The sequence below is a fragment of the Kutzneria sp. 744 genome (genome assembly GCF_000568255.1).
GTDB lineage: Bacteria > Actinomycetota > Actinomycetes > Mycobacteriales > Pseudonocardiaceae > Kutzneria.
Genome location: NZ_KK037166.1, coordinates 1689550 through 1708460 on the forward strand (window position 1 = coordinate 1689550; position 18911 = coordinate 1708460).

Consider the following 18911-nt stretch of genomic DNA (forward strand, 5'->3'; position numbering starts at 1 on the left):
TCCGAGAGCGTGACTCGCGGGGGTTCAGATGGCCCGTTCGTGGCCCTCCCAGTACGGGTCACGGAGGCGGCGCTTGTAGAGCTTGCCGTTGGGGTCGCGGGGCAGCTCGGGGACGTAGTCGATGGTGCGCGGCAGCTTGAACTTGGCCAGGCGCGAGGAGGCGAAGGCCAGCAGCTCCTCGGTCAGCGCGGCATCACCGGCGACGCCGTCGATGGGCTGTACGACGGCCTTGATCTCCTCGCCCCAGTCAGAGTGGGGGATGCCGAAGACGGCGACGTCGGCGACCTTGGGGTGGCAGGCGAGTTCGCCCTCGATCTCGGCCGGGTAGACGTTCACGCCACCGGAGATGATCATGTCGGCCTTGCGGTCGCGGAGGAAGAGGTAGCCGTCCTCGTCCAGATAGCCGACGTCGCCGAGGGTGAACAGGTCGCGGACGCGGCCGGCGTCGGTCTTGGCCTTGTCCCGGTGGTATTCGAAGGTGGACGCGCCCATCCGCATGTACACGGTGCCGATCTCGCCGGGCGGCAGCTCGGCGCCCTCGTCGTCGAGGACCTTGACCACCGAGCCGGGCCAGGGCAGCCCGACCGAGCCGGGCTTGCGCAGCCAGTCGGTCGCGGTGATCACGGTGCCGCCACCCTCGGTGGCGGCGTAGTACTCGGTGACGACCGGCCCCCACCAGTCGATCATCCGGCGCTTCACCTCTAGCGGACACGGCGCCGCGCCGTGGATGGCCGCGCGCAGCGAGGAGACGTCGAACGACGATCGCACATCCTCGGGCAGCGCCAGCAGACGGCGGAACTGGGTCGGCACCATGTGGGAGTGCGTGACACGGTGCTTCTCGATCAGACGGAGCATTTCCGCTGCGTCCCAACGGTCCATCAGCACCGACGTGTGTCCGAACTGGATGGACAGGGCCACGAAGTTCAGCACGGCCGTGTGATAGAGCGGCGAACCGCACAGGTGCACGTGCCCGTCGAACGGCTTGAGGTCGAAGATGCCGAAGAACCAGATGCCGGCGGCGGGCACGGCGTCGGGGTCGGCGCCGGTCAGGGCGCGCCGGACGCCCTTGGGACGGCCGGTGGTGCCGGACGTGTAGAGCATCGGCGCGCCGGCGGTGCGAATATCGGGCCGCCCAACGGGTTCGTCGGCCCCGAGTTCCGCCAGCGGGCGGAAACCGGGGATCTCCCCGACCGAGAACCGCGCCTCGGGGCCCAGCGACTCCCCCGCGATGACGGCGTTGTCGGCGAACCGGGAGGAGGCGACGAAGGCCTTGGCCCCGGAGTCGGCGACCAGGTAAGCGATTTCCGGTCCGATCAGGTGCCAGTTCACCGGCACGATGTACAGCCCGGTCTGCATGGCGGCGAAGTACATCGCCATCAGATCGGACCCGTTGGGCAGCAGCACGACGATGCTGTCGCCGGGGCGCAGGCCCATGGCCTGCAGCCCCCGCCCGTACCGGTCCGCCGCGGCGGCCAGGGCCCCGTAGCCGACCTCTCCGCCGTCGGGGTCGACGACAGCCGTCAACCCGGGTTCCGCAGCCGCGATGTTCCACAGTCCAGGCGCCGTCATACGCCTCAATCTAGAACGTGTTCCACTTCGACGACAAGGGCCGAGGACAGCTGCTCGATCTGCTCGACGCTGCCACAACCGACCAACAGGGTGGTCACGCCGGCCCGTTCCATCTCCGCCACCCGGGCCCGCACCTCCTCGACGTCGCCGATCAGCGCAACGTCCTCGACCAGGGCATCCGGCACCTCGGCGGCGGCCTCCTCCTTGCTCCCGGCCCGGAACAGCCGGCCGATGGCCTCGACCTGCTCGGGATAGCCCATGCGGGCGAACACGTCGGCGTGGAAGTTCATGTCCGACGCGCCCATGCCGCCGATGTACAGCGCCAGCACCGGCTTCATCGCCTGGATTGCCGCGGCACGGTCGTCGGTGAGCACGATCTGGCAGCTCGCGACGATCTCGAAGTCCTCGCGCGACCGCCGCGCCCCCGGCCGCGCGAAGCCCTCGTCCAGCCACTCGTTGTACATCCCGGCCAGCCGCGGCGTGTAGTAGATCGCCAGCCAGCCATCGGCGATCTCCGCGGTCATCGCCACGTTCTTCGGCCCCTCGGCGCCGAGCATGATCGGCACGTCCGGCCGCAGCGGATGGGCGATCGGCTTCAACGGCTTGCCCAGCCCCAGCGCCCCGGGTCCCTGGTACGGCAGCGGATAGTGCCGACCGTTGTTCACGACCGGCGCCTCACGGGCCAGCACCTGCCGCACGATCGACACGTATTCCCTGGTCCGGGCCAGCGGCTGGGCGAACGGCTGCCCGTACCAACCCTCGACGACCTGCGGCCCGGACACGCCCAGACCGAGGATGAAACGGCCACCGCTGAGCCGGTCCAGGGTGAGCGCGTGCATGGCGCAGGCAGCCGGCGTGCGCGCCGACAGCTGGGCGACCGAGGTCCCCAGCCGCAGCCTTGACGTGCGAGAACCCCACCACGCCAGCGGGGTGAAGGCGTCCGAGCCCCATGCCTCGGCGGCGAAGACGGAGTCGAAACCGAAGCGCTCGGCCGCGGCGACCAGTTCGGGCGTGTTGGGGGCCGGCACCGGGGTCCAGTAGCCGAGTTGCAGTCCAAGCCTCATGCCCTCATCTTGCCGCAAAAACGAGAACGTGTTTCACTTCGATGGTGACGATCAGCTCGGAACCGTTGAGCGCCCCGCTGAACGTGGGGTTCGACTACACCCGCTCGCTCGGGCCGGTGCTGGGCCGGTTCGCCACGGGGCTGCGCGCGCACACGATCGCCGGCATCCGCGGCTCGGACGGCCGGGTTCTGGTGCCGCCGGCCGAATACGACCCGGTGACCGCCGAGAAGCTCACCGAGTTCGTCGACGTGGGCACGGAAGGCGTCGTGCAGACGTGGTCCTGGATCGCGCAACCGCTTGCCGGGCAACCACTCCAGCACCCCTTCGCCTGGGCCCTGGTCAAGCTAGACGGCGCGGACACGGGTCTGCTGCACGCCGTCGACGCCGGTTCGCCGGACCGGATGAGCACCGGCATGCGGGTCCGCGTCCGCTGGGCCGCCGAGCCGGTCGGCAGCATCCGTGACATCGAGTGCTTCGAGCCGCTGGACGTGGAGCCGACCGAACGCGCGCCCGGCGAGGGCGATCCCGTCACCATGGTGACGACGCCGATCCATCTCACCTACCAGCACACGGCGTCGCCGGAGGAAAGCCGTTACCTGCGTGGGCTCGCCGAGGGCAAGCTGGTCGGCCAGCGCTGCCCGGCCTGCGACAAGGTCTACATCCCGCCGCGCGGCTCCTGCCCCACCGACGGCGTGCCGACCGAGGACGAGATCGAGCTGCCCGACCACGGCATCGTGACGACGTTCTGCGTGGTCAACGTGCCGTTCCTGGGCCAGCGCATCAAGCCGCCGTACGTGGCCGCGTACATCCTCTTGGAGGGCGCGGACATTCCGTTCCTCCACCTCGTGTTGGGCTGTGAGGCCAGCGAGGTCCGCATGGGCATGCGGGTGCGGGCGCAGTGGCGGCCGCGCGACCAGTGGGGCACCACGCTGGAGAACATCGACCACTTCGAGCCGACCGGGGAGCCGGACGCGGCTTATGAAACCTTCAGCCAGCACCTGTAGGAGGCCCTCGTGAGCGAGGTGGCGGTCGTCGGCTTCGCGCAGGCGCCGAACGTGCGCCGCACACCCGGCACCACCAACGGCGTCGAGATGCTGGTTCCGGTGTTCCACCGGCTGCTCGCCGACACCGGACTGTCCAAACAGGACATCGGATTCTGGTGCTCGGGATCGTCGGACTACCTTGCCGGGCGGGCGTTCTCCTTCATCGCGGCGGTGGACGCGATCGGCGCGTTCCCGCCGATCATGGAGTCGCACGTGGAGATGGACGCCGCGTGGGCGCTGTACGAGGCGTGGGTGAAGATCCGCACCGGCGAGGTGGAGACCGCGCTGGTGTACGGCTTCGGCAAGTCCTCGGCCGGCGAGCTGCGGCGGATCATGGCCATGCAGATGGACCCGTACCTGACGACACCGCTGTGGCCGGATTCCGTCGGTGTGGCGGGATTGCAGGCGCGGCTGGGCATCGACGCCGGGCTGTGGACCGAGGCGGACATGGCCGAGGTGGCGGCGAGCAGCCGCCGCGCGGCACTGTCCAATCCGGACGCCCAGCTGTCCGGTGAGACCACGGCCGAGGAGTTGCTCAAACAGCCGTACCTGGCCGATCCGTTGCGCGCACACGATTGCGCGCCGATCACCGACGGCGCGGCGGCGATCATCCTGGCCTCGGGCGACAAGGCTCGTGAGCTCAGCGAGCGGCCGGCGTGGATCACCGGCTTCGAGCACCGGGTCGACACTCCCCTGATCGGCGCGCGCGATCTCACCACCTCGCCGTCGACCATCGCGGCGGCCAAGGCCGCCGGCGTGGACGGCGTCCAGGTGGCCGAGCTGCACGCGCCCTTCACGCACCAGAACATCCTGCTGCGCCAAGCGCTCGGGCTCGGGAAGAGGTGCGGGTGAACCCTTCGGGCGGTGTGCTGGCCGGGCACCCGATGTTCGCCGCCGGCCTGATCCGCATCGGCGCCGCGGCCGCCGAGATCAGCGCCGGCCGGGCCGACAAGGCCCTGGCCCACGCCACCAGTGGCCCGCTGCTGCAACAGAACCTCGTGTGTGTGCTGGAGGGACGCTGATGGGCGGGCAACTCGCGGCCGTGATCGGGACCGGCCAGACGCATCACACCGCCAAACGGCTGGACGTGTCCATGGCCGGCCTGTGCCGGGAGGCGATCGACCGTGCGATGGCCGACGCCGGCACGGACTGGGCGGACATCGACGCGGTGGTCCTGGGCAAGGCGCCCGATCTGTTCGAGGGCGTCATGATGCCCGAGCTGTTCCTCGCCGACGCGTTGGGCGCCACCGGGAAACCGTTGCTGCGCGTGCACACCGCCGGCTCGGTCGGCGGCTCGACCGGCAATGTCGCGGCCAGTCTGGTGCAGTCCGGCGTGCACCGCCGGGTGCTGGCGGTGGCGTTCGAGAAGCAGTCCGAGTCCAACGCCATGTGGGCGCTGTCGGTCATGCCGCCGTTCCACATGCCGGTCGGCGCGGGCGCGGGCGGCTACTTCGCGCCGCACGTCCGGTCCTACATCCGGCGTTCTGGCGCACCGAACCACATCGGCGCGATCGTCGCGGCCAAGGACCGCCGCAACGGCGCGCTCAACCCGTACGCGCATCTCCAACAGGCCGACATCACGGTGGAATCGGTGCAGGCGTCGAAGATGCTGTGGGACCCGATCCGCTACGACGAGACGTGCCCGTCCTCGGACGGCGCGGCCGCGGTGGTGATCGCCGACGAGCAGACGGCCAAGGGCCGCCCGGCGGCGTGGATCCACGCCACGGCCATGCGCACCGAGCCCACGACGTTCGCCGGGCGCGACCAGGTGAGCCCGCAGGCCGGCAAGGACGCGGCGGCGGCGCTGTGGAAGCAGGCCGGCATCTCCGACCCGGTGTCCGAGGTGGACGTCGCCGAGATCTACGTGCCGTTCTCCTGGTTCGAGCCGATGTGGTTGGAAAACCTCGGTTTCACCGAGGAGGGGCAGGGCTGGAAGTTCACCGAGGCCGGCGAGACCGCGATCGGCGGCCGGCTGCCGGTGAACCCGTCGGGCGGCGTGCTGTCGTCCAACCCGATCGGCGCCTCGGGCCTGCTCCGCTACGCCGAGGCCGCCATGCAGGTGCTCGGCCGGGCCGGCGACCACCAGGTCGACGGGGCCCGGGTCGCTCTCGGCCACGCCTACGGCGGCGGCTCGCAGTACTTCTCGCTCTGGGTGGTCGGATCGGAAAGGCCGGGTGCGCGGTGAAGTTCACGCTGGCGATTGCCATGAACCCGCTCGACCAGCTGGTCGAGCTGGCCAAGACGGCCGAGGAGTGCGGCTTCGCGTCCATCGCGCTGCCGGATTCCCTGTTCTGGTCGGAAAAGGTGTCGGCGGACTATCCGTACACGCCGGACGGTTCGCGGTTCTGGAACGCCGAGACGCCGTGGGCCGATCCGCTGATCGCGGCGGCGGCGATGGGCGCCGGCACCAGCACGATCCGGTTCTACACCCAGGTGCTCAAGCTCGGCTCCCGCAACCCCGTGCTGCTGGCGCGCCAGGTCGGCTCGGTGGCCGCGCTGACCGGCGACCGGTTCGGGCTCGGCGTCGGTCTCGGCTGGTCGCCGGAGGAATTCGCCTGGTGCGGCACGGAATACGCGCACCGCGGGCCTCGCAGCGACGAGATGATCGACGTGCTGAAGCTGATCCTCGGCGGCGGCATGGTCGAGTATCACGGCAAGTACTACGACTTCGACCGGCTCCAGATGAGTCCGGCGCCCCGGCAACCGGTGCCGTTCTATGTCGGCGGGCACACCGAGGCCGGGTTGCGCCGGGCCGCCCGCATCGGCGACGGCTGGACCTCGGCGGTGATCAAGTTCGGCGACCTGGGCCAGATCGTCGGCCGGCTGGGCGAGCTGCGCGAGGAGTACGGGCGGGCCGACGAGCCGTTCGAGATCCAGGCGGTGTCGATCGACAAGTTCGGCGTCGACGGCTACCAGGACCTGGCCGGGGCCGGCGTCACCGACGCCATCGTGATGCCGTGGCTGCTCTACGGCGTCGGCTTCGACGGCGAGCTGGCCGCGAAGCAGGACGCGCTGCGGCGCTTCCAGCACGAGGTGATCGAGAAGGTGACGGCATGATCGACTGGCGGGCGTCCAAGGTCGAGCACCCGGCACGGATGGCCTCCTGGCGGTCCATGGAGGCCGTGGTGGCCGGCGAGAAGGAGAAGTGGATCTCGCTGTTCGCCCTCGACGGCAGCGTGGAGGATCCCGTAGGGCCGTCCCCGTTCGATCCCGAGGGCGTGGGCCATCACGGGCACGAGGCCATCGCGGCGTTCTGGGACAAGGCGATCGCGCTGGCCGAGGGCTTCGACTTCACCATGACCGACTCGTACGCCAACGGCCTGGAGTGCGCCAACGTCGGCACCATCACGATTCACCTGCCCGGCAACAACATCATGGACACCGACGGCGTTTTCGTCTATCGCATCAACGAGGACGGCCTGGTCAAGTCGGTCCGTGCGCACTGGGAGATGGAACGCGCGATGAAGACGCTACGCCCCAAGGCCTAGCGCCCGAATCGCCCACGGCAGCGCGACTTCCAGCTGCGTGCGCTGGATCGGTCGCACCCCCGGCGCGTCCGGCACCGGCGGCAACCCGGCCCGGCAGGCGAAGAACCCGGCCACGACCGCGACCATGGCGGGGTCGATCGTCGCCACCTCCTCAGGCGCGGGCCCGCCCTCGGCGTGCATGCTGGGCAGGAAGAACGCCCGGTCGATCTCCGGATTGGCCAGGCAGGCGTGATTCCAGTCGACCAACACCGTGCGGTCGCCGGAAAAACACAGGTTGTCGCTGCGCACGTCCAGGTGCAGCACGGAATCGCCCTTCAACCGGGCCGATTCGGCGGCCGCGGTCAGTGGCGGCAGCGCCCGGTCCAGCCACCGAGCCGTGCACAATCCCAGTGACAGAAAGGGTTCCGGGTCCTTGGCGACGGCATTCCAGCCGCCGCCGACCCATTCCACCATCAGGGCCGGCATGTCGTCCGGGACCGGCTGCTCGGCGATCGCCGTGATGGTGTCCAGCACCTTGTGCACCTGGTCCAGCCGCCACGGCGGCGGCCAGTGCGCGCCGGACAGGTCTTCCAGCACGAGGATCGGCTCAAGACCGCCGTCGTCGTCCCAGCCCCGCAGCCGCGGCATGAAGGATCCGTGCAGCCGCAGGTAGTTCTCGTGCTCGCGGCGCAGCTCCCCGGCCGTGTACTCGTTCATGCCCTGCTTGGCGAAGACCTTGCTGCCGTCGGCCAGTTCCACGATCATCCGCCGCGCCGGCGTGTAACCCCGACCGACGAACGGCATCACGCGGGCGACCGGCCTGCCGATCGCCCGCGTGAGTCGCTCCGTCACCATGAGAACAGATTACCGAGGCGCGACACCGATTTTCTCGGCCACGCCGATGCGCATCGAGTTGAACTCGACGACGCTGCCGGCCTTCACGCCGGCCCAGTACTCGCTGCCGTCGACCACGAGCGTGAGCCGGTCGCCGATGTACCGGCCGGTGCCCGGGTCGATCACGATCTCCTGCCGCAGGGTGCCGTTGGACACCCCGAGGGCCACCCCGCGCTGACCGTCCAGATTGGCCGCGTTGTCGGTGACGTCCAGGCCGGGCATCAACATCAGCGCCTTGTACACAGTGGACCGGACGGTGTGGTCGGCGTCGGCCGACGCCAGGACGCCGGCGGCCTCCTTCAGCACGGTGGACTTGTCACCGTGGGCGGCGGTCAGCAGCTTGTCGTACAGCTGGGCCGGATCCGTCGGCATCTGGGCGATGAACCGCGGCGTCGGCTCGTAGAAGTTCCCGATCCGCTGGTCGCACGGCTTGCCGTCGTCCGGCGAACCGCCCAGCTCGGGCGTCTGCCGGCCGCCCCAGTCGCCGCAGGCCCCGCGCTGCTCGGACACCTTGGTCGACTCGAACAGGCCGCCGTCGCCTTCGGCCTTGACCAGCTCGTCGCTGCCGACGATCCAGGTGTGGCGGCCGGTGTAGCCGCTGCGGCGCAGCCAGTCGTCGGCACGGTCGGCCGGGATCCACTCCTCGTTGACGTTCTCCTCCATCGCGTCCAGTTGCTTGCCGGTGCGGGTCTGGGCCGCGCCGAGGCTCCAGTCATGGGAGGCGGTGTAGTAGTACTGGCCGGGGCCGACGTGCACGTCGCCGACTACCGTGGACGCCTGTTCGAGGCTCTGCACTGCCGCGGCGCTGGCCTGCGGAGCCGGTCCGCCGGTGAGAAAGGTGGCCGAGACGCCGGTGGCGACCGCGACCGCCGCCGCGGCGGCCAGCCACCAGGCCTTGCCGGTGCGCAACACCAATCTCGGCTGGTCCGCCCGTATGCAGGATTATGCTTACATTTGCAAGCCAACTGTTCCTACAATCTTCATATGTAGTGTCGAGGGCCTTCAACATGTGATGAGATTTTCGAAGGGCATATAATCAGATCAGTACTAAGTCCTCTCTACTCATCTCGGCCTCAGCCCCCAAGCTAACTCGGGTGTGTCAATTCTCGATACTATAATACTCTCTGTTCGACGTCTGGGGCGTAGTAGGCTCGTTGCGCGCCATCCTTTCGCGGCCAGCGCGCGGGCCCGGGCCTCCGGGCTGAAGGCGGGGCCGGCCGGCTGGTCGGCCAGGGCTTGGTCGAGCTCGCTGTCAGTCCACATCCTCGGTACCCCCAAGATCGATCTGAGGCGCGGCCACGCGCAGGTGTCGGCGCACACGGTGCAGGCGGGATCGCACGGTGCCGGCCGGCACGCCCAGCGCCTCCGCGATCTCGTTCGAGTCCATGCCGGCCCAGCTGGTGAGCAGCAGCACATCGCGGTCGGCGTCGTCCAGCTCGGCGATGGCGGTGGCCAGCTGACGGGCGCGCAGCTGCGCGTCCACCTGCTCGACGACGCGGTTCTCGTGGCTCTCGGCCCGGGAGGCGTCGGTGAGCCGGGCCGTGGCCGCGTGCTCACGCTGACGTCGACGCAGGTGGTTGCGGGCGAGGTTGTTGGCGATCCCGAACAGCCAGGCGCGGGCCGAGGCCCGGGCCGGGTCGAAGCCGTCGCGGCCCTTGAGGGCGGCGACGAACGTGTCGGCGACCAGGTCGTCGGCCACGCCGCCCACGAGTCTGCCCAGGTAGCGGTGCAGATCGTCGGCGTGCGCCTCGAACAGCTGCTCGAAATCCGCGAGGCTGCCTGGTGGCGCCGCCTCGTCGATTGCTGTCATCACATCTCTACTTGGTCGCTGCCCCCACTCGTGTTCACGCCCCAGTAGAACAAACCCCGCGAGTCCCGCTCAGCGTCACACCGAATCCGATTCACGCATTCGGTGTGACGCTGGACGGGACTCGCGGGGGTTCAAGGGTCAGGCGTAGGCGACCTTGAAGTGTTTGATGCCGTTGAGCCAGCCCGAGCGCAGGCGCTCCGGCTCGGCCAGCTTGTGGATGTCGGGCATGCGGTCGGCGATGGCGTTGAAGATCAGCTCGATCTCCAGCCGGGCCAGGTTGGCGCCGAGGCAGTAGTGCGTGCCGCTGCCGCCGAAGCCGAGGTGGGGGTTGGGGTCGCGGCCGATGTCGAACGCGTGTGGGTTGTCGAAGACCTCGGGGTCGAAGTTGGCCGAGCTGTAGTACATGCCGACCCGCTGCCCCTGCTTGATCTCGACGCCGCCGAGCTCGACGTCCTGAGTGGCCGTCCGCTGGAAGGCGACAACAGGTGTTGCCCAGCGCACGATCTCGTCGGCGGCGGTGGCCGTGCGTTCCTCCTTGAACCGCTCCCACTGCTCGGGGTGGTCCAGGAACGCCGCCATGCCGTGGGTGATGGCGTTGCGGGTGGTCTCGTTGCCGGCCACGGCCAGCAGCAGCACGAAGAAGCCGAACTGGTCGGAGCCGAGGGACTCGCCGTCGACGTCGGCCTGCACGAGCTTGGTGACGATGTCGTCCATCGGGCAGGCCCGGCGCTGCTCGGCCATGTTCCAGGCGTAGCCGAGCAGCTGAGCGCTGGCGACGTCCGGCTCGATCTCGTACTCGGGGTCGTCGTAGGCGATCATCTGGTTGGACCAGTCGAAGATCTTGAGCCGGTCCTCCTGCGGCACGCCCAGCAGCTCGGCGATGGCCTGCAGCGGTAACTCGCACGCCACGTCGGTGACGAAGTCGCCCTGGCCGCGGGCGATCGCCTCGGACACGATGCGCTCGGCCCGGTCGCGCAGCGTCTCGCGCAGCGAGTTGATCGACTTGGGCGTGAAGCCGCGGGAGACGATGCCGCGGACCTTGGTGTGCTGCGGCGGATCCTGGTTGAGCATGATCAGCCGCAGGGCCTCCATGCGCTCCGGGGGCATCTCCTGCCCGAAGCGGACGATGGCCCCCTTCTCCCACGAGGAGAACACATCGCTGCGCCGCGAGATCTCGCGGACGTCACAGTGCCGGGTGACCACCCAGAAGCCGCCGTCCTGGAAGCCGCCGCAGTGGCCGTCCTGCGCGTTCCACCAGACGGGCGCGGTGCGGCGCAGCTCGGCAAAGTGCTCGTACGGCACGCCATTGGCGTAGATGTCGGGATCGGTGAAGTCGTAGCCGTCGGGTACCACGTTGCCTCCAAGCACCTCGTCGTGCGTGGAACGGGTTCTACGGCATTCCTAGCATACGGCGTTAACTTGCGGAACCCTGCTGCTCAACTGGCCATTGCGACCAACGAGAACCTGTTCTAGTTTTGGGGTATGGGCACCCCGGTGATCGTGGCAGCGGCGCGGACGCCGATCGGCAAGCGCGGCGGCTGGCTGTCCGGTCTGCACGCCGCCGAACTGCTCGGCGCCGCGCAGCAGGCCGTCGTGGACCGCGCCGGCATCGATCCGGCGCTGGTGGAGCAGGTGATCGGCGGCTGCGTGACGCAGGCGGGCGAGCAGTCCAACAACATCACCCGGACGGCCTGGCTGCACGCGGGCCTGCCGCAGGGCGCCGGCTGCACGACCGTCGACTGCCAGTGCGGCTCCGCGCAGCAGTCGACGCACCTGATCGCCGGCCTGATCGCCATCGGCGCGATCGACGTCGGCATCGCCTGCGGCGTGGAGGCGATGAGCCGGGTTCCGTTGCGCAGCAACGTGGGCGCCGACGCGGGCACGCCGCGGCCGGAGTCGTGGGACATCGACCTGCCCAACCAGTACCTGGCTGCGGAGCGGATCGCCCAGCGGCGCGGCATCACACGCGAGGACGTGGACCGGTTCGGGCTGCGCTCGCAGGAACTCGCCCGTGCCGCCTGGGATGCCGGGCGGTTCCGGGACGAAGTCGTGCCCGTGAAGGGTGTCGACATCGATCAGGGTCTGCGCGAGACCAGCATGGAGGCGTTGGCGCGGTTGAAGCCCGTGCTGGAGGACGGCGTGCACACCGCCGGCACCTCGTCGCAGATCTCCGACGGGGCCAGCGCGGTGCTGCTGGTGTCGGAGGAACGGGCCCGGCAACTGGGGCTCACTCCCCGCGCCCGGATCGTGTCGCAGTGCCTGGTCGGCGCGGAGCCGTACTACCACCTCGACGGTCCCGTCGCCGCCACCAACCGGGTGTTGGAGCGCAGCGGAATGAGAATCGCCGACCTCGACCTGTTCGAGGTCAACGAGGCCTTCGCCTCCGTGGTGCTGTCGTGGCAGTCGGTGCACCAGCCCGATCCCGCGAAGGTCAACGTCAACGGCGGCGCGATCGCCATCGGGCACCCGGTCGGCAGCACCGGAACGCGGTTGATCACGACCGCCCTGCACGAGTTGGAGCGGCGGGACGCCTCGACGGCGTTGATCTCCATGTGCGCGGGTGGTGCGCTGGCCACCGGCAGCATCCTGGAACGCATCTGACATCCCACGTTCGCGCTGCGGTCGGCCGGTAGCCACCCTGTCCGACCATGTTGGGACTTGCGCAGACAAGTCTGGGAGTTTCCGCCGAGTGGCTGCGGTGCCTCGACTCCTTGCTGCGTAACGGCTTCGTCCTGCTCCGGGACGTGCCCACCCGGCCCCGCACGGTACTGAAGGTCGCCGAGACGTTCGGGTTCGTGCGGGAGAACAACTATGGGCGGCTGTTTGACGTGCGGGTGGTCAACTCCCCCAACAACCTGGCCTTCACCAGCAAGGCGATCTCCCCGCACACCGACAACCCGTATCGCGATCCCGTGCCGACGCTACAGCTGTTGCACTGCCTGGAGAACGCCACCGCCGGCGGCGACACCAACGTGGTCGAAGGCTTCGCCGTGGCGTCGAAGCTGCGAACCGTGGATCCCGGGGCGTTCGAGGTGCTAACCCGCATACCCGTGACGTTCTCCTTCTCCGACGCCACCACGTTCCTGAGCGCGTTCCGGCCGATCATCGATGTCGACCCCGCCGGCCGCATCCGCGAGGTCCGCAACAACAATCGGTCCATGCAGCCCGGCCGCGAGCACGGGCCAGAGTTCTACGGGGCGCAGGCCCCCGATCACCTTGTCGCCGCTGCGTTGTTGCACGACATCGGGCACCTGGTCGCCAACGAGAAGCACCATGACACCGCCAAGCGGTACCTGTGCGCCACCGAACCGGGGTACTTGGAGGCCCTCTCCCCCGCCTCCGTCCGCACCCTGGGTTTCCAGGGCGGGCCCATGACCCCTGACGAGGCAGAAGAGTTCGCCGCCGGGCCCTACGCCGAGGACGCCGTCACCGTGCGCCGCTGGGATGAGGCCGCCAAGGACCCCGACGCCGCCGTACCAGCCTTTTCACGTTTCGCCCCGCTGCTGGAGCGGGTGATCCGGCCGACGCTGCCTGCCTGAAACCGCATTTCGGTGTGCCGGAGAGCGTGACTCGCGGGGGGTTTACGACTTGGGGCTGCGGCGGCCGTCGAAGGGCTGGCCCAGGAACTCGAACATCTTCCGATCCTCGAAGGGCAAGGGCTTTCCGACGAGGCGGTGGGTGCCGACCGAGTACCAGTAGCCGGGCTCGGTGTCGAAGCCCAGCTCCTCGAAACCGGCCTCCGCGAACCACTTCCGGATGGTCGGCGTCAGGTCCGGGGCCTCGTGGTGGCGGGTCCAGACCACGGTCGCGCCCTCACGGCACAGCATCGGCAGCAGCGACACCGTGCGGTGAACGTCCTCGTCGGGCACATTGCCGAAAACCCCGCACGCCAGCACGACATCCGCCGGGTAGTAGGCCGAGGTGACGGAGGCGTCCCCCTCCACGACCTCGATACCCGGGACGGCCTGCGCCCGCGCGGCGGCGACGTTGGCCGGATCCAGCTCCACCAAGCGGCCCACCACATCGGCGGCCCGGTCGAACTCCGCCAGCGCGCCGAAGACGTCCAGGCCTTGCCCGGCGCACATGCTGATCAGCCGGATCTCGCCGGAAGGCGCTTGCCGCAAGGCGGTCAGGACCCGCCGCCGCACGTGGGCCAGCCGGCGGGTCAGGCCGGAGGAAGGATCGTCGTACGCCGCGTGCCACTCCACCCAGTTCTTCACCGTTGCGACGGTAGCCGGGACAATGCCTTGGCGCCCGCGGAATTCCGCACCGTGAACGCCACGGCATTGCCGACGTAGCGGTCGTCGGACCACTCCAGCAGCAGGCCGTTGGGGTCGGCCGTGCGCCGCCGCTCCCGCAGCAGCGGCACCCGAGGACGGATGTCCAGCAGCCGCGCGTCCTCCGACGAGGCGGCCACGGCGTCGATCTGGTGCTCGGCGTCAGCGAAGATCACGCCGAGGTCCTCCAGCCGCTCGGTGATCGACACGACGTCCAGCGACATGCCGGCGACCATGGCCCCCACCGGCTCGCGATAGGCCGTCCGCTCGATCATCACCGGCCGGCCGGACAGGTAGCGCACGCGGGTCAGGTGATAGACCCGGCTGCCCAGCGGCACCTCCAGGTGCGCGCACTCGTCCTCGTTGGCGGCGCGCAGCTCCAGCCGCTCCACCCGGCCCGCCGGCTCCTCGCCGATCGCCCTGGCCCAGCGGGAAAAGCTCACCAGCTCGTTGAACGTCTGCAGGCGTGGCCCGCCCAGCACCACCCGGCGCGCGCCCTGCCGTGACGAGATCACCCCGTCGGCCACCAGCGCCGCGAAGGCCTGCCGGATCGTTCCCCTCGACGCGCTGTACCGCGCGGCCAGCTCCGCCTCCGACGGAAGCCGGGCCCCCGCCTGGTAGGCGCCGGAAACGATGGCTGCCCTGATGTCCTCGGCCACTCGGCGGTAGAGCGTCGTCCCCATGCCAGCACCGTAACCCGCAACCGGTCGGTCACCCGGTGTGAGGGGAACAAGACATCGGGAGTTCACCTTGGTGTCCGACCATGTTCCGACTTATCTGGCCAAGTGGTCGTCTCGGTGAACAAGTCTGCCGACAGTCGTTCCCCGCACTCCCTGGAGTCACCCCGTGAACAGAAGCCGTACCGCCCTCGCGGCCGGTCTGCTGGCCGTCGTCGCGCTGGCCGCCACCGCATGCGGCTCCTCGTCGGGCGCGAACAGCGCGTCCAACACCAAGGCCGCCACCGCGAAAAGCGCCGCCGACCTCGGCGGCATGGATGCCCTCGTCGCGGCGGCCAAGGCCGAGGGCACGCTGAACGTGATCACGCTGCCGCGCACCTGGGCCGGCTACGGCGATCTGATGGACGGCTTCACCAAGAAGTACGGCATCAAGATCAACGACGCCAACCCGGACGGCAGCAGCCAGGACGAGATCAACGCGGTCAAGCAGCTCAAGGGCCAGGACCGTGCCCCGGACGTGCTCGACCTGGGCTCCTCCTTCGCGCTGTCGGCCGCCGCGTCCAACCTGCTCGCGCCCTACCAGGTGGCGACCTGGAAGAACATCCCGGACGCGCAGAAGGACGCCCAGGGCCGCTGGTTCAACGACTACGGCGGCTACATCTCCATCGGCTACGACGCCGCGCGCGTGAAGACGCCGCCGACCTCGATCGCCGACCTGGCCAAGGCCGACTACAAGGGCATGGTCGCGCTCAACGGCGACCCGCAGAAGGCCGGCGCGGCCTTCGCCGGCGTGTACGCCGCGGCGCTGGCCAAGGGCGGCAGCGTGGACAACATCCAGCCGGGCATCGACTTCTTCGGCGGGCTCAAGAAGTCCGGCAACTTCATCCCGGTCGGCGCCACCCAGGCCACCATCCAGTCCGGCCAGACGCCGATCACCATCGACTGGGACTACCTCCAGGTGTCGGCGGCCAACACGCTCAAGGGCAAGGTGGACTGGAAGGTCGTCGTGCCCAAGGACGGCCTGTACGCCAACTACTACAACCAGGCCATCAGCGCCACCGCCCCGCACCCGGCCGCCGCGCGGCTGTGGGAGGAGTACCTGTACTCCGCCGAGGGCCAGAACGGCTTCCTGAAGGGCTGGGCCCGCCCGGTCGAGCTGGCCGCCATGCAGGCCGCCGGCACGGTGGACAAGACCGAGCTGGCCGCACTGCCGCAGGTCGACGGCAAGTCGCCGTTCCCGACCGAGGCGCAGCTGGACGCGGCCAAGAAGGTCATCGCCGACAGCTGGGCGAAGACCGTTGGCTGACATGAAGTTCCGGAACCGGCAGCGGCTCGATGTGCTCGGGCTGCTGCCGTTTCTGGCCTATGTCGTGGTGTTCCTGGGCGTGCCGACGGTCTCCGTGGTCGTCGGCGCGTTCCAGGACGACACCGGCGGCTGGACGCTGAGCAACATCGGCGCCGCTGCCGGCGACCCGTATCTGCACGCTTTTGTGGTCAGCACGGAGATCTCCGCGCTGACGGCGGTGATCGGCGCGCTCGTCGGGCTGGCCATCGCCTTCGCGGTCAGCGCGTCGCCGCCCGGCGGCGTGCTGCGCCAGGTGGTGTCGACGGCGTCCGGTGTGCTGGCCTACTTCGCCGGTGTGCCGCTGGCCTTCGCTTTCATCGCGGCCATCGGCAGCCAGGGCCTCGTGACCCGGTGGCTGGGCGCGCTGGGTCTGGACATCTCCGGCTTCAGCCTGTTCGGCTTCGCCGGGATCACGGTGGTGTACCTGTACTTCCAGATCCCGCTGATGGTGCTGGTGATCTTCCCGGCGCTGGAGGGGCTGCGCCCACAGTGGCAGGAGGCGGCCAGCAACCTGGGCGCGAGCCGCTGGCAGTACTGGCGCCTGGTCGGCGGGCCGCTACTGCTGCCGCCGTTCCTCGGCGCGCTGATGTTGTTGTTCGCCAACTCCTTCGCCGCCTACGCGACGGCCGCCGCGCTGACCAACGGCATCATTCCGCTGGTGCCGATCCAGATTGCCGCCGTGATGTCCGGCAACGTGGCCGTGGGCCAGGAGAACCTGGGCAACGCGCTGGGGCTGGGCATGATCCTGATCGTCGGGCTCGCGCTGGCCGGCTACGCCTGGATGCAGCGCCGGACGTCGAGGTGGTTGCGATGACCGCAGTTGTCGACCTGACCACCGCGCCGCGCGCCGCGACCCGCCGCAAGCTGGGTCGCAGCCGTGTCGTCGCGTGGCTGGTGCTGATCGTCTCCGCGCTGTTCTTCCTGATTCCCATTGTGGCGTCGGTGGAGTTCAGCCTGCGCGGCGTGCACGACACGCACGATCTGTCCACCTGGGAGAATCTGTTCGGGCAGCCCGGCTTCCTGGACAACCTGATCACCTCGCTGGAGCTCGCCGCCGGCACCGTGGTGATCACGCTGGTGCTGATGGTGCCCACCACCGCGTGGGTGCACCTGCGGCTGCCCCGGATGCGCCGCCTGATCGAGGCGATCTGCGTGCTGCCGCTGGTGATTCCGGCCGTGGTGCTGGCCAACGGCGTGCTGGTGGCGTTCCGCGGCGGCCCGAGCTGGATCACCGGCAGCCCGGTGATCCTGGCGCTGGAGTATGTGGTGCTGGCGCTGCCGTTCACGTATCGCACGCTCGACGCCGGCCTGTCCTCGATCCCGCTGACCACGCTGGTCGAGGCCGGCCGCAACCTCGGGGCCAGCTGGCTGACTGTGCTGATGCGGGTGGTCGTGCCCAACCTGCGCACGTCCATCCTGAACGCGTCCATTCTCAGCGCGGCCATGGTGTTGGGCGAGTTCACCATCGCCAACCTGTTGCTGTTGAACACCTTGCCGGTCTGGACGGTCCAGGCCGGTCAGCAGGACGGCGAGGTCGCCACCGCGGCCTCCATGCTGATCCTCATCGTCACCTGGGCCTTGCTGCTGCTGATGTCCGTGTTCGGTCAGCGCGGCGCCCGCCGCACCGGGAGGTCCTCATGACCGCGACCATCGACACCAGCACCGAGGCCCGGCCCGGCAGTCCCGTCCGGCTGGCCGGGCTGCGCCGCGGCTACGGCCAGGTGACCGCTCTGGACGGCCTCGACCTGGACATCGCGCCCGGCGAGCTGGTCAGCCTGCTCGGGCCGTCCGGCTGCGGCAAGACCACCGCGCTGCGCATCGTCGCCGGGCTGGAGCACAGCGACGCCGGCGCGGTGTTCGTCGACGGCCAGGACATCACCAAGGTGCCGGCCAACAAGCGGGACATGGCCATGGTTTTCCAGTCCTACAGCCTGTTCCCGAACCTCACGGCCGGCGAGAACGTCGCCTTCGGCCTCCGCCTGCGCGGCGTCTCCCCCGCCGAGCGGCGCAAGCGGTCCGGCGAGCTGCTGGAGCTGGTCGGCCTCAACCAGCACTACGACCGTTACGCCACCCAGATGTCCGGCGGTCAGCAGCAGCGCGTGGCCCTGGCCCGGGCCTTGGCCATCGAGCCCAAGGTGCTGCTACTGGACGAGCCACTGTCCGCTTTGGACGCCAAGGTCCGCGTGCAGCTGCGGGACGAGATCCGTGGCCTGCAACAGCGTCTGGGCATCACCACCCTGTTCGTCACGCACGACCAGGAGGAGGCGCTCAGCATGTCCGACCGCGTCGCCGTGATGAACGACGGCCGCCTGGAGCAGTGCGCCAGCCCCGACGAGGTCTACACCCGCCCCGCCACGCCTTTCGTGGCCGCCTTCGTCGGCGCCATGAACCGCATCGGCGGCATCGCCTCCGGCACCGAGGTCGAGATCCTCGGCCAGCGCCTGTCGGTCACCCAGCCGCCCGAGGTCCCGGCCGGCTCCAAGGTCACCGCCCTGGTGCGCCCCGAGTCCGTGCTGATCTCGCCCGCCGTCGCCGGCACCGTCCGCGTGGCCCGCAGCAGCTTCCGCGGGCCCGTCACCCGGGTCACCGTGGAGCTCCCCGACGGCACCGAGGTGGACAGCGACCTGCCCAGCTCCGCCGCCGTCGACCTCCGCCCCGGCGCCCTCGCCGACATCCGCTTCGCCCCCGAGCCGGTGATGGTCATCCGGTAGCGCTGCACGCCGGTACCCCGTCCACGCCGGTGTGGACGGGGTACCGGCATATTC

At 69.7% G+C, this 18911-nt stretch carries 18 protein-coding genes and 1 pseudogene; 11 read left to right on the top strand and 8 right to left on the bottom strand.

The window, feature by feature from the left end; translation table 11 throughout:
• Nucleotides 1–24: 24 nt before the first annotated feature.
• Together KUTG_RS07375 and KUTG_RS07380 are read right to left on the bottom strand one after the other, a co-directional pair.
• Nucleotides 25–1569 (bottom strand): acyl-CoA synthetase, encoded by a 1545-nt coding sequence (locus KUTG_RS07375; RefSeq protein ID WP_043715863.1) that lies wholly within the window; start codon nt 1567–1569, stop codon nt 25–27.
• A 5-nt stretch (nt 1570–1574) separates the two neighbouring features.
• Complete coding sequence (locus tag KUTG_RS07380) at nt 1575–2633, bottom strand: LLM class F420-dependent oxidoreductase (protein ID WP_043715866.1); 1059 nt, start codon at nt 2631–2633, stop codon at nt 1575–1577.
• A gap of 41 nt (nt 2634–2674) precedes the next feature.
• On the opposite strand from KUTG_RS07380, the gene KUTG_RS07385 reads away from it, so the two are divergent.
• The 5 genes and pseudogenes from KUTG_RS07385 (at nt 2675) to KUTG_RS07405 (ending at nt 7164) form a co-directional block, all read left to right on the top strand.
• On the top strand, nt 2675–3637 hold the full coding sequence (locus KUTG_RS07385; RefSeq protein WP_043715868.1) for a Zn-ribbon domain-containing OB-fold protein: 963 nt from the start codon (nt 2675–2677) through the stop codon (nt 3635–3637).
• 9 nt (nt 3638–3646) lie between these two features.
• Nucleotides 3647–4698, top strand: a pseudogene (locus tag KUTG_RS07390) (thiolase domain-containing protein).
• A complete protein-coding gene (locus KUTG_RS07395) occupies nt 4698–5861 on the top strand; it encodes a thiolase domain-containing protein (protein ID WP_043715871.1) in 1164 nt (387 codons plus the stop codon). Before KUTG_RS07390 ends, KUTG_RS07395 begins: the two are co-directional and overlap by 1 nt.
• A complete protein-coding gene (locus KUTG_RS07400) occupies nt 5858–6733 on the top strand; it encodes a TIGR03619 family F420-dependent LLM class oxidoreductase (RefSeq protein ID WP_043715873.1) in 876 nt (291 codons plus the stop codon). Before KUTG_RS07395 ends, KUTG_RS07400 begins: the two co-directional genes overlap by 4 nt.
• Nucleotides 6730–7164 carry a nuclear transport factor 2 family protein gene (locus tag KUTG_RS07405; RefSeq protein ID WP_043715876.1) on the top strand — a complete coding sequence of 145 codons (435 nt, stop codon included), beginning with the start codon at nt 6730–6732 and terminating at the stop codon, nt 7162–7164. The genes KUTG_RS07400 and KUTG_RS07405 overlap by 4 nt, the downstream gene beginning before the upstream one ends.
• Here KUTG_RS07405 and KUTG_RS07410 read toward each other — a convergent pair.
• From KUTG_RS07410 to KUTG_RS07425, 4 genes are all read right to left on the bottom strand, one after another.
• Nucleotides 7147–7998: a phosphotransferase gene (locus tag KUTG_RS07410; RefSeq protein WP_052394168.1), complete on the bottom strand. Its 852-nt coding sequence runs from the start codon at nt 7996–7998 to the stop codon at nt 7147–7149. The two genes, KUTG_RS07405 and KUTG_RS07410, sit on opposite strands and share 18 nt — an antisense overlap.
• A gap of 9 nt (nt 7999–8007) precedes the next feature.
• Nucleotides 8008–8949 carry a CU044_5270 family protein gene (locus KUTG_RS07415; RefSeq protein WP_043715879.1) on the bottom strand — a complete coding sequence of 314 codons (942 nt, stop codon included), beginning with the start codon at nt 8947–8949 and terminating at the stop codon, nt 8008–8010.
• Nucleotides 8950–9289: 340 nt separating this feature from the next.
• Nucleotides 9290–9847: an RNA polymerase sigma factor gene (locus tag KUTG_RS07420; RefSeq protein ID WP_043715881.1), complete on the bottom strand. Its 558-nt coding sequence runs from the start codon at nt 9845–9847 to the stop codon at nt 9290–9292.
• Nucleotides 9848–9985: 138 nt separating this feature from the next.
• Nucleotides 9986–11200, bottom strand: a complete 1215-nt coding sequence (locus KUTG_RS07425) for a cytochrome P450 (protein ID WP_232240696.1) — start codon at nt 11198–11200, stop codon at nt 9986–9988.
• Between the two features lie 129 nt (nt 11201–11329).
• Between KUTG_RS07425 and KUTG_RS07430 the strand changes: the two genes are divergently transcribed.
• Nucleotides 11330–12448, top strand: coding sequence for a steroid 3-ketoacyl-CoA thiolase (locus KUTG_RS07430; RefSeq protein ID WP_043715886.1), 1119 nt, complete (start codon nt 11330–11332; stop codon nt 12446–12448).
• A 47-nt stretch (nt 12449–12495) separates the two neighbouring features.
• Nucleotides 12496–13386, top strand: a complete 891-nt coding sequence (locus KUTG_RS60875; RefSeq protein WP_198047053.1) for a TauD/TfdA family dioxygenase — start codon at nt 12496–12498, stop codon at nt 13384–13386.
• A 42-nt stretch (nt 13387–13428) separates the two neighbouring features.
• Here KUTG_RS60875 and KUTG_RS07440 read toward each other — a convergent pair whose 3' ends face one another.
• On the bottom strand, nt 13429–14067 hold the full coding sequence (locus tag KUTG_RS07440) for a hypothetical protein (RefSeq protein WP_043715888.1): 639 nt from the start codon (nt 14065–14067) through the stop codon (nt 13429–13431).
• Complete coding sequence (locus KUTG_RS07445) at nt 14064–14807, bottom strand: GntR family transcriptional regulator (protein WP_043715890.1); 744 nt, start codon at nt 14805–14807, stop codon at nt 14064–14066. Before KUTG_RS07445 ends, KUTG_RS07440 begins: the two co-directional genes overlap by 4 nt.
• A gap of 163 nt (nt 14808–14970) precedes the next feature.
• On the opposite strand from KUTG_RS07445, the gene KUTG_RS07450 reads away from it, so the two are divergent.
• From KUTG_RS07450 to KUTG_RS07465, 4 genes are read left to right on the top strand one after another with little or no spacing between them, the layout of a single operon-like run.
• Entirely contained in the window at nt 14971–16107 is a 1137-nt protein-coding gene (locus KUTG_RS07450; RefSeq protein ID WP_043715892.1) for an ABC transporter substrate-binding protein, read from the top strand.
• 1 nt (nt 16108) lies between these two features.
• Entirely contained in the window at nt 16109–16960 is an 852-nt protein-coding gene (locus KUTG_RS07455; protein WP_043715894.1) for an ABC transporter permease, read from the top strand.
• Complete coding sequence (locus KUTG_RS07460; protein WP_052394170.1) at nt 16957–17787, top strand: ABC transporter permease; 831 nt, start codon at nt 16957–16959, stop codon at nt 17785–17787. Before KUTG_RS07455 ends, KUTG_RS07460 begins: the two co-directional genes overlap by 4 nt.
• Entirely contained in the window at nt 17784–18857 is a 1074-nt protein-coding gene (locus KUTG_RS07465) for an ABC transporter ATP-binding protein (protein ID WP_043715897.1), read from the top strand. Before KUTG_RS07460 ends, KUTG_RS07465 begins: the two co-directional genes overlap by 4 nt.
• Nucleotides 18858–18911 lie beyond the last annotated feature (54 nt).

What these genes read in the sequence shown, in the direction of transcription:
- KUTG_RS07375 (WP_043715863.1), bottom strand. Translation starts at nt 1,569, where the DNA reads ATGACGGCGCCTGGACTGTGGAACATCGCGGCTGCGGAACCCGGGTTG.
- KUTG_RS07380 (WP_043715866.1), bottom strand. Translation starts at nt 2,633, where the DNA reads ATGAGGCTTGGACTGCAACTCGGCTACTGGACCCCGGTGCCGGCCCCC.
- KUTG_RS07385 (WP_043715868.1), top strand. Translation starts at nt 2,675, where the DNA reads ATGGTGACGATCAGCTCGGAACCGTTGAGCGCCCCGCTGAACGTGGGG.
- KUTG_RS07395 (WP_043715871.1), top strand. Translation starts at nt 4,698, where the DNA reads ATGGGCGGGCAACTCGCGGCCGTGATCGGGACCGGCCAGACGCATCAC.
- KUTG_RS07405 (WP_043715876.1), top strand. Translation starts at nt 6,730, where the DNA reads ATGATCGACTGGCGGGCGTCCAAGGTCGAGCACCCGGCACGGATGGCC.
- KUTG_RS07410 (WP_052394168.1), bottom strand. Translation starts at nt 7,998, where the DNA reads ATGGTGACGGAGCGACTCACGCGGGCGATCGGCAGGCCGGTCGCCCGC.
- KUTG_RS07420 (WP_043715881.1), bottom strand. Translation starts at nt 9,847, where the DNA reads ATGACAGCAATCGACGAGGCGGCGCCACCAGGCAGCCTCGCGGATTTC.
- KUTG_RS07430 (WP_043715886.1), top strand. Translation starts at nt 11,330, where the DNA reads ATGGGCACCCCGGTGATCGTGGCAGCGGCGCGGACGCCGATCGGCAAG.
- KUTG_RS60875 (WP_198047053.1), top strand. Translation starts at nt 12,496, where the DNA reads ATGTTGGGACTTGCGCAGACAAGTCTGGGAGTTTCCGCCGAGTGGCTG.
- KUTG_RS07445 (WP_043715890.1), bottom strand. Translation starts at nt 14,807, where the DNA reads ATGGGGACGACGCTCTACCGCCGAGTGGCCGAGGACATCAGGGCAGCC.
- KUTG_RS07455 (WP_043715894.1), top strand. Translation starts at nt 16,109, where the DNA reads ATGAAGTTCCGGAACCGGCAGCGGCTCGATGTGCTCGGGCTGCTGCCG.
- KUTG_RS07460 (WP_052394170.1), top strand. Translation starts at nt 16,957, where the DNA reads ATGACCGCAGTTGTCGACCTGACCACCGCGCCGCGCGCCGCGACCCGC.
- KUTG_RS07465 (WP_043715897.1), top strand. Translation starts at nt 17,784, where the DNA reads ATGACCGCGACCATCGACACCAGCACCGAGGCCCGGCCCGGCAGTCCC.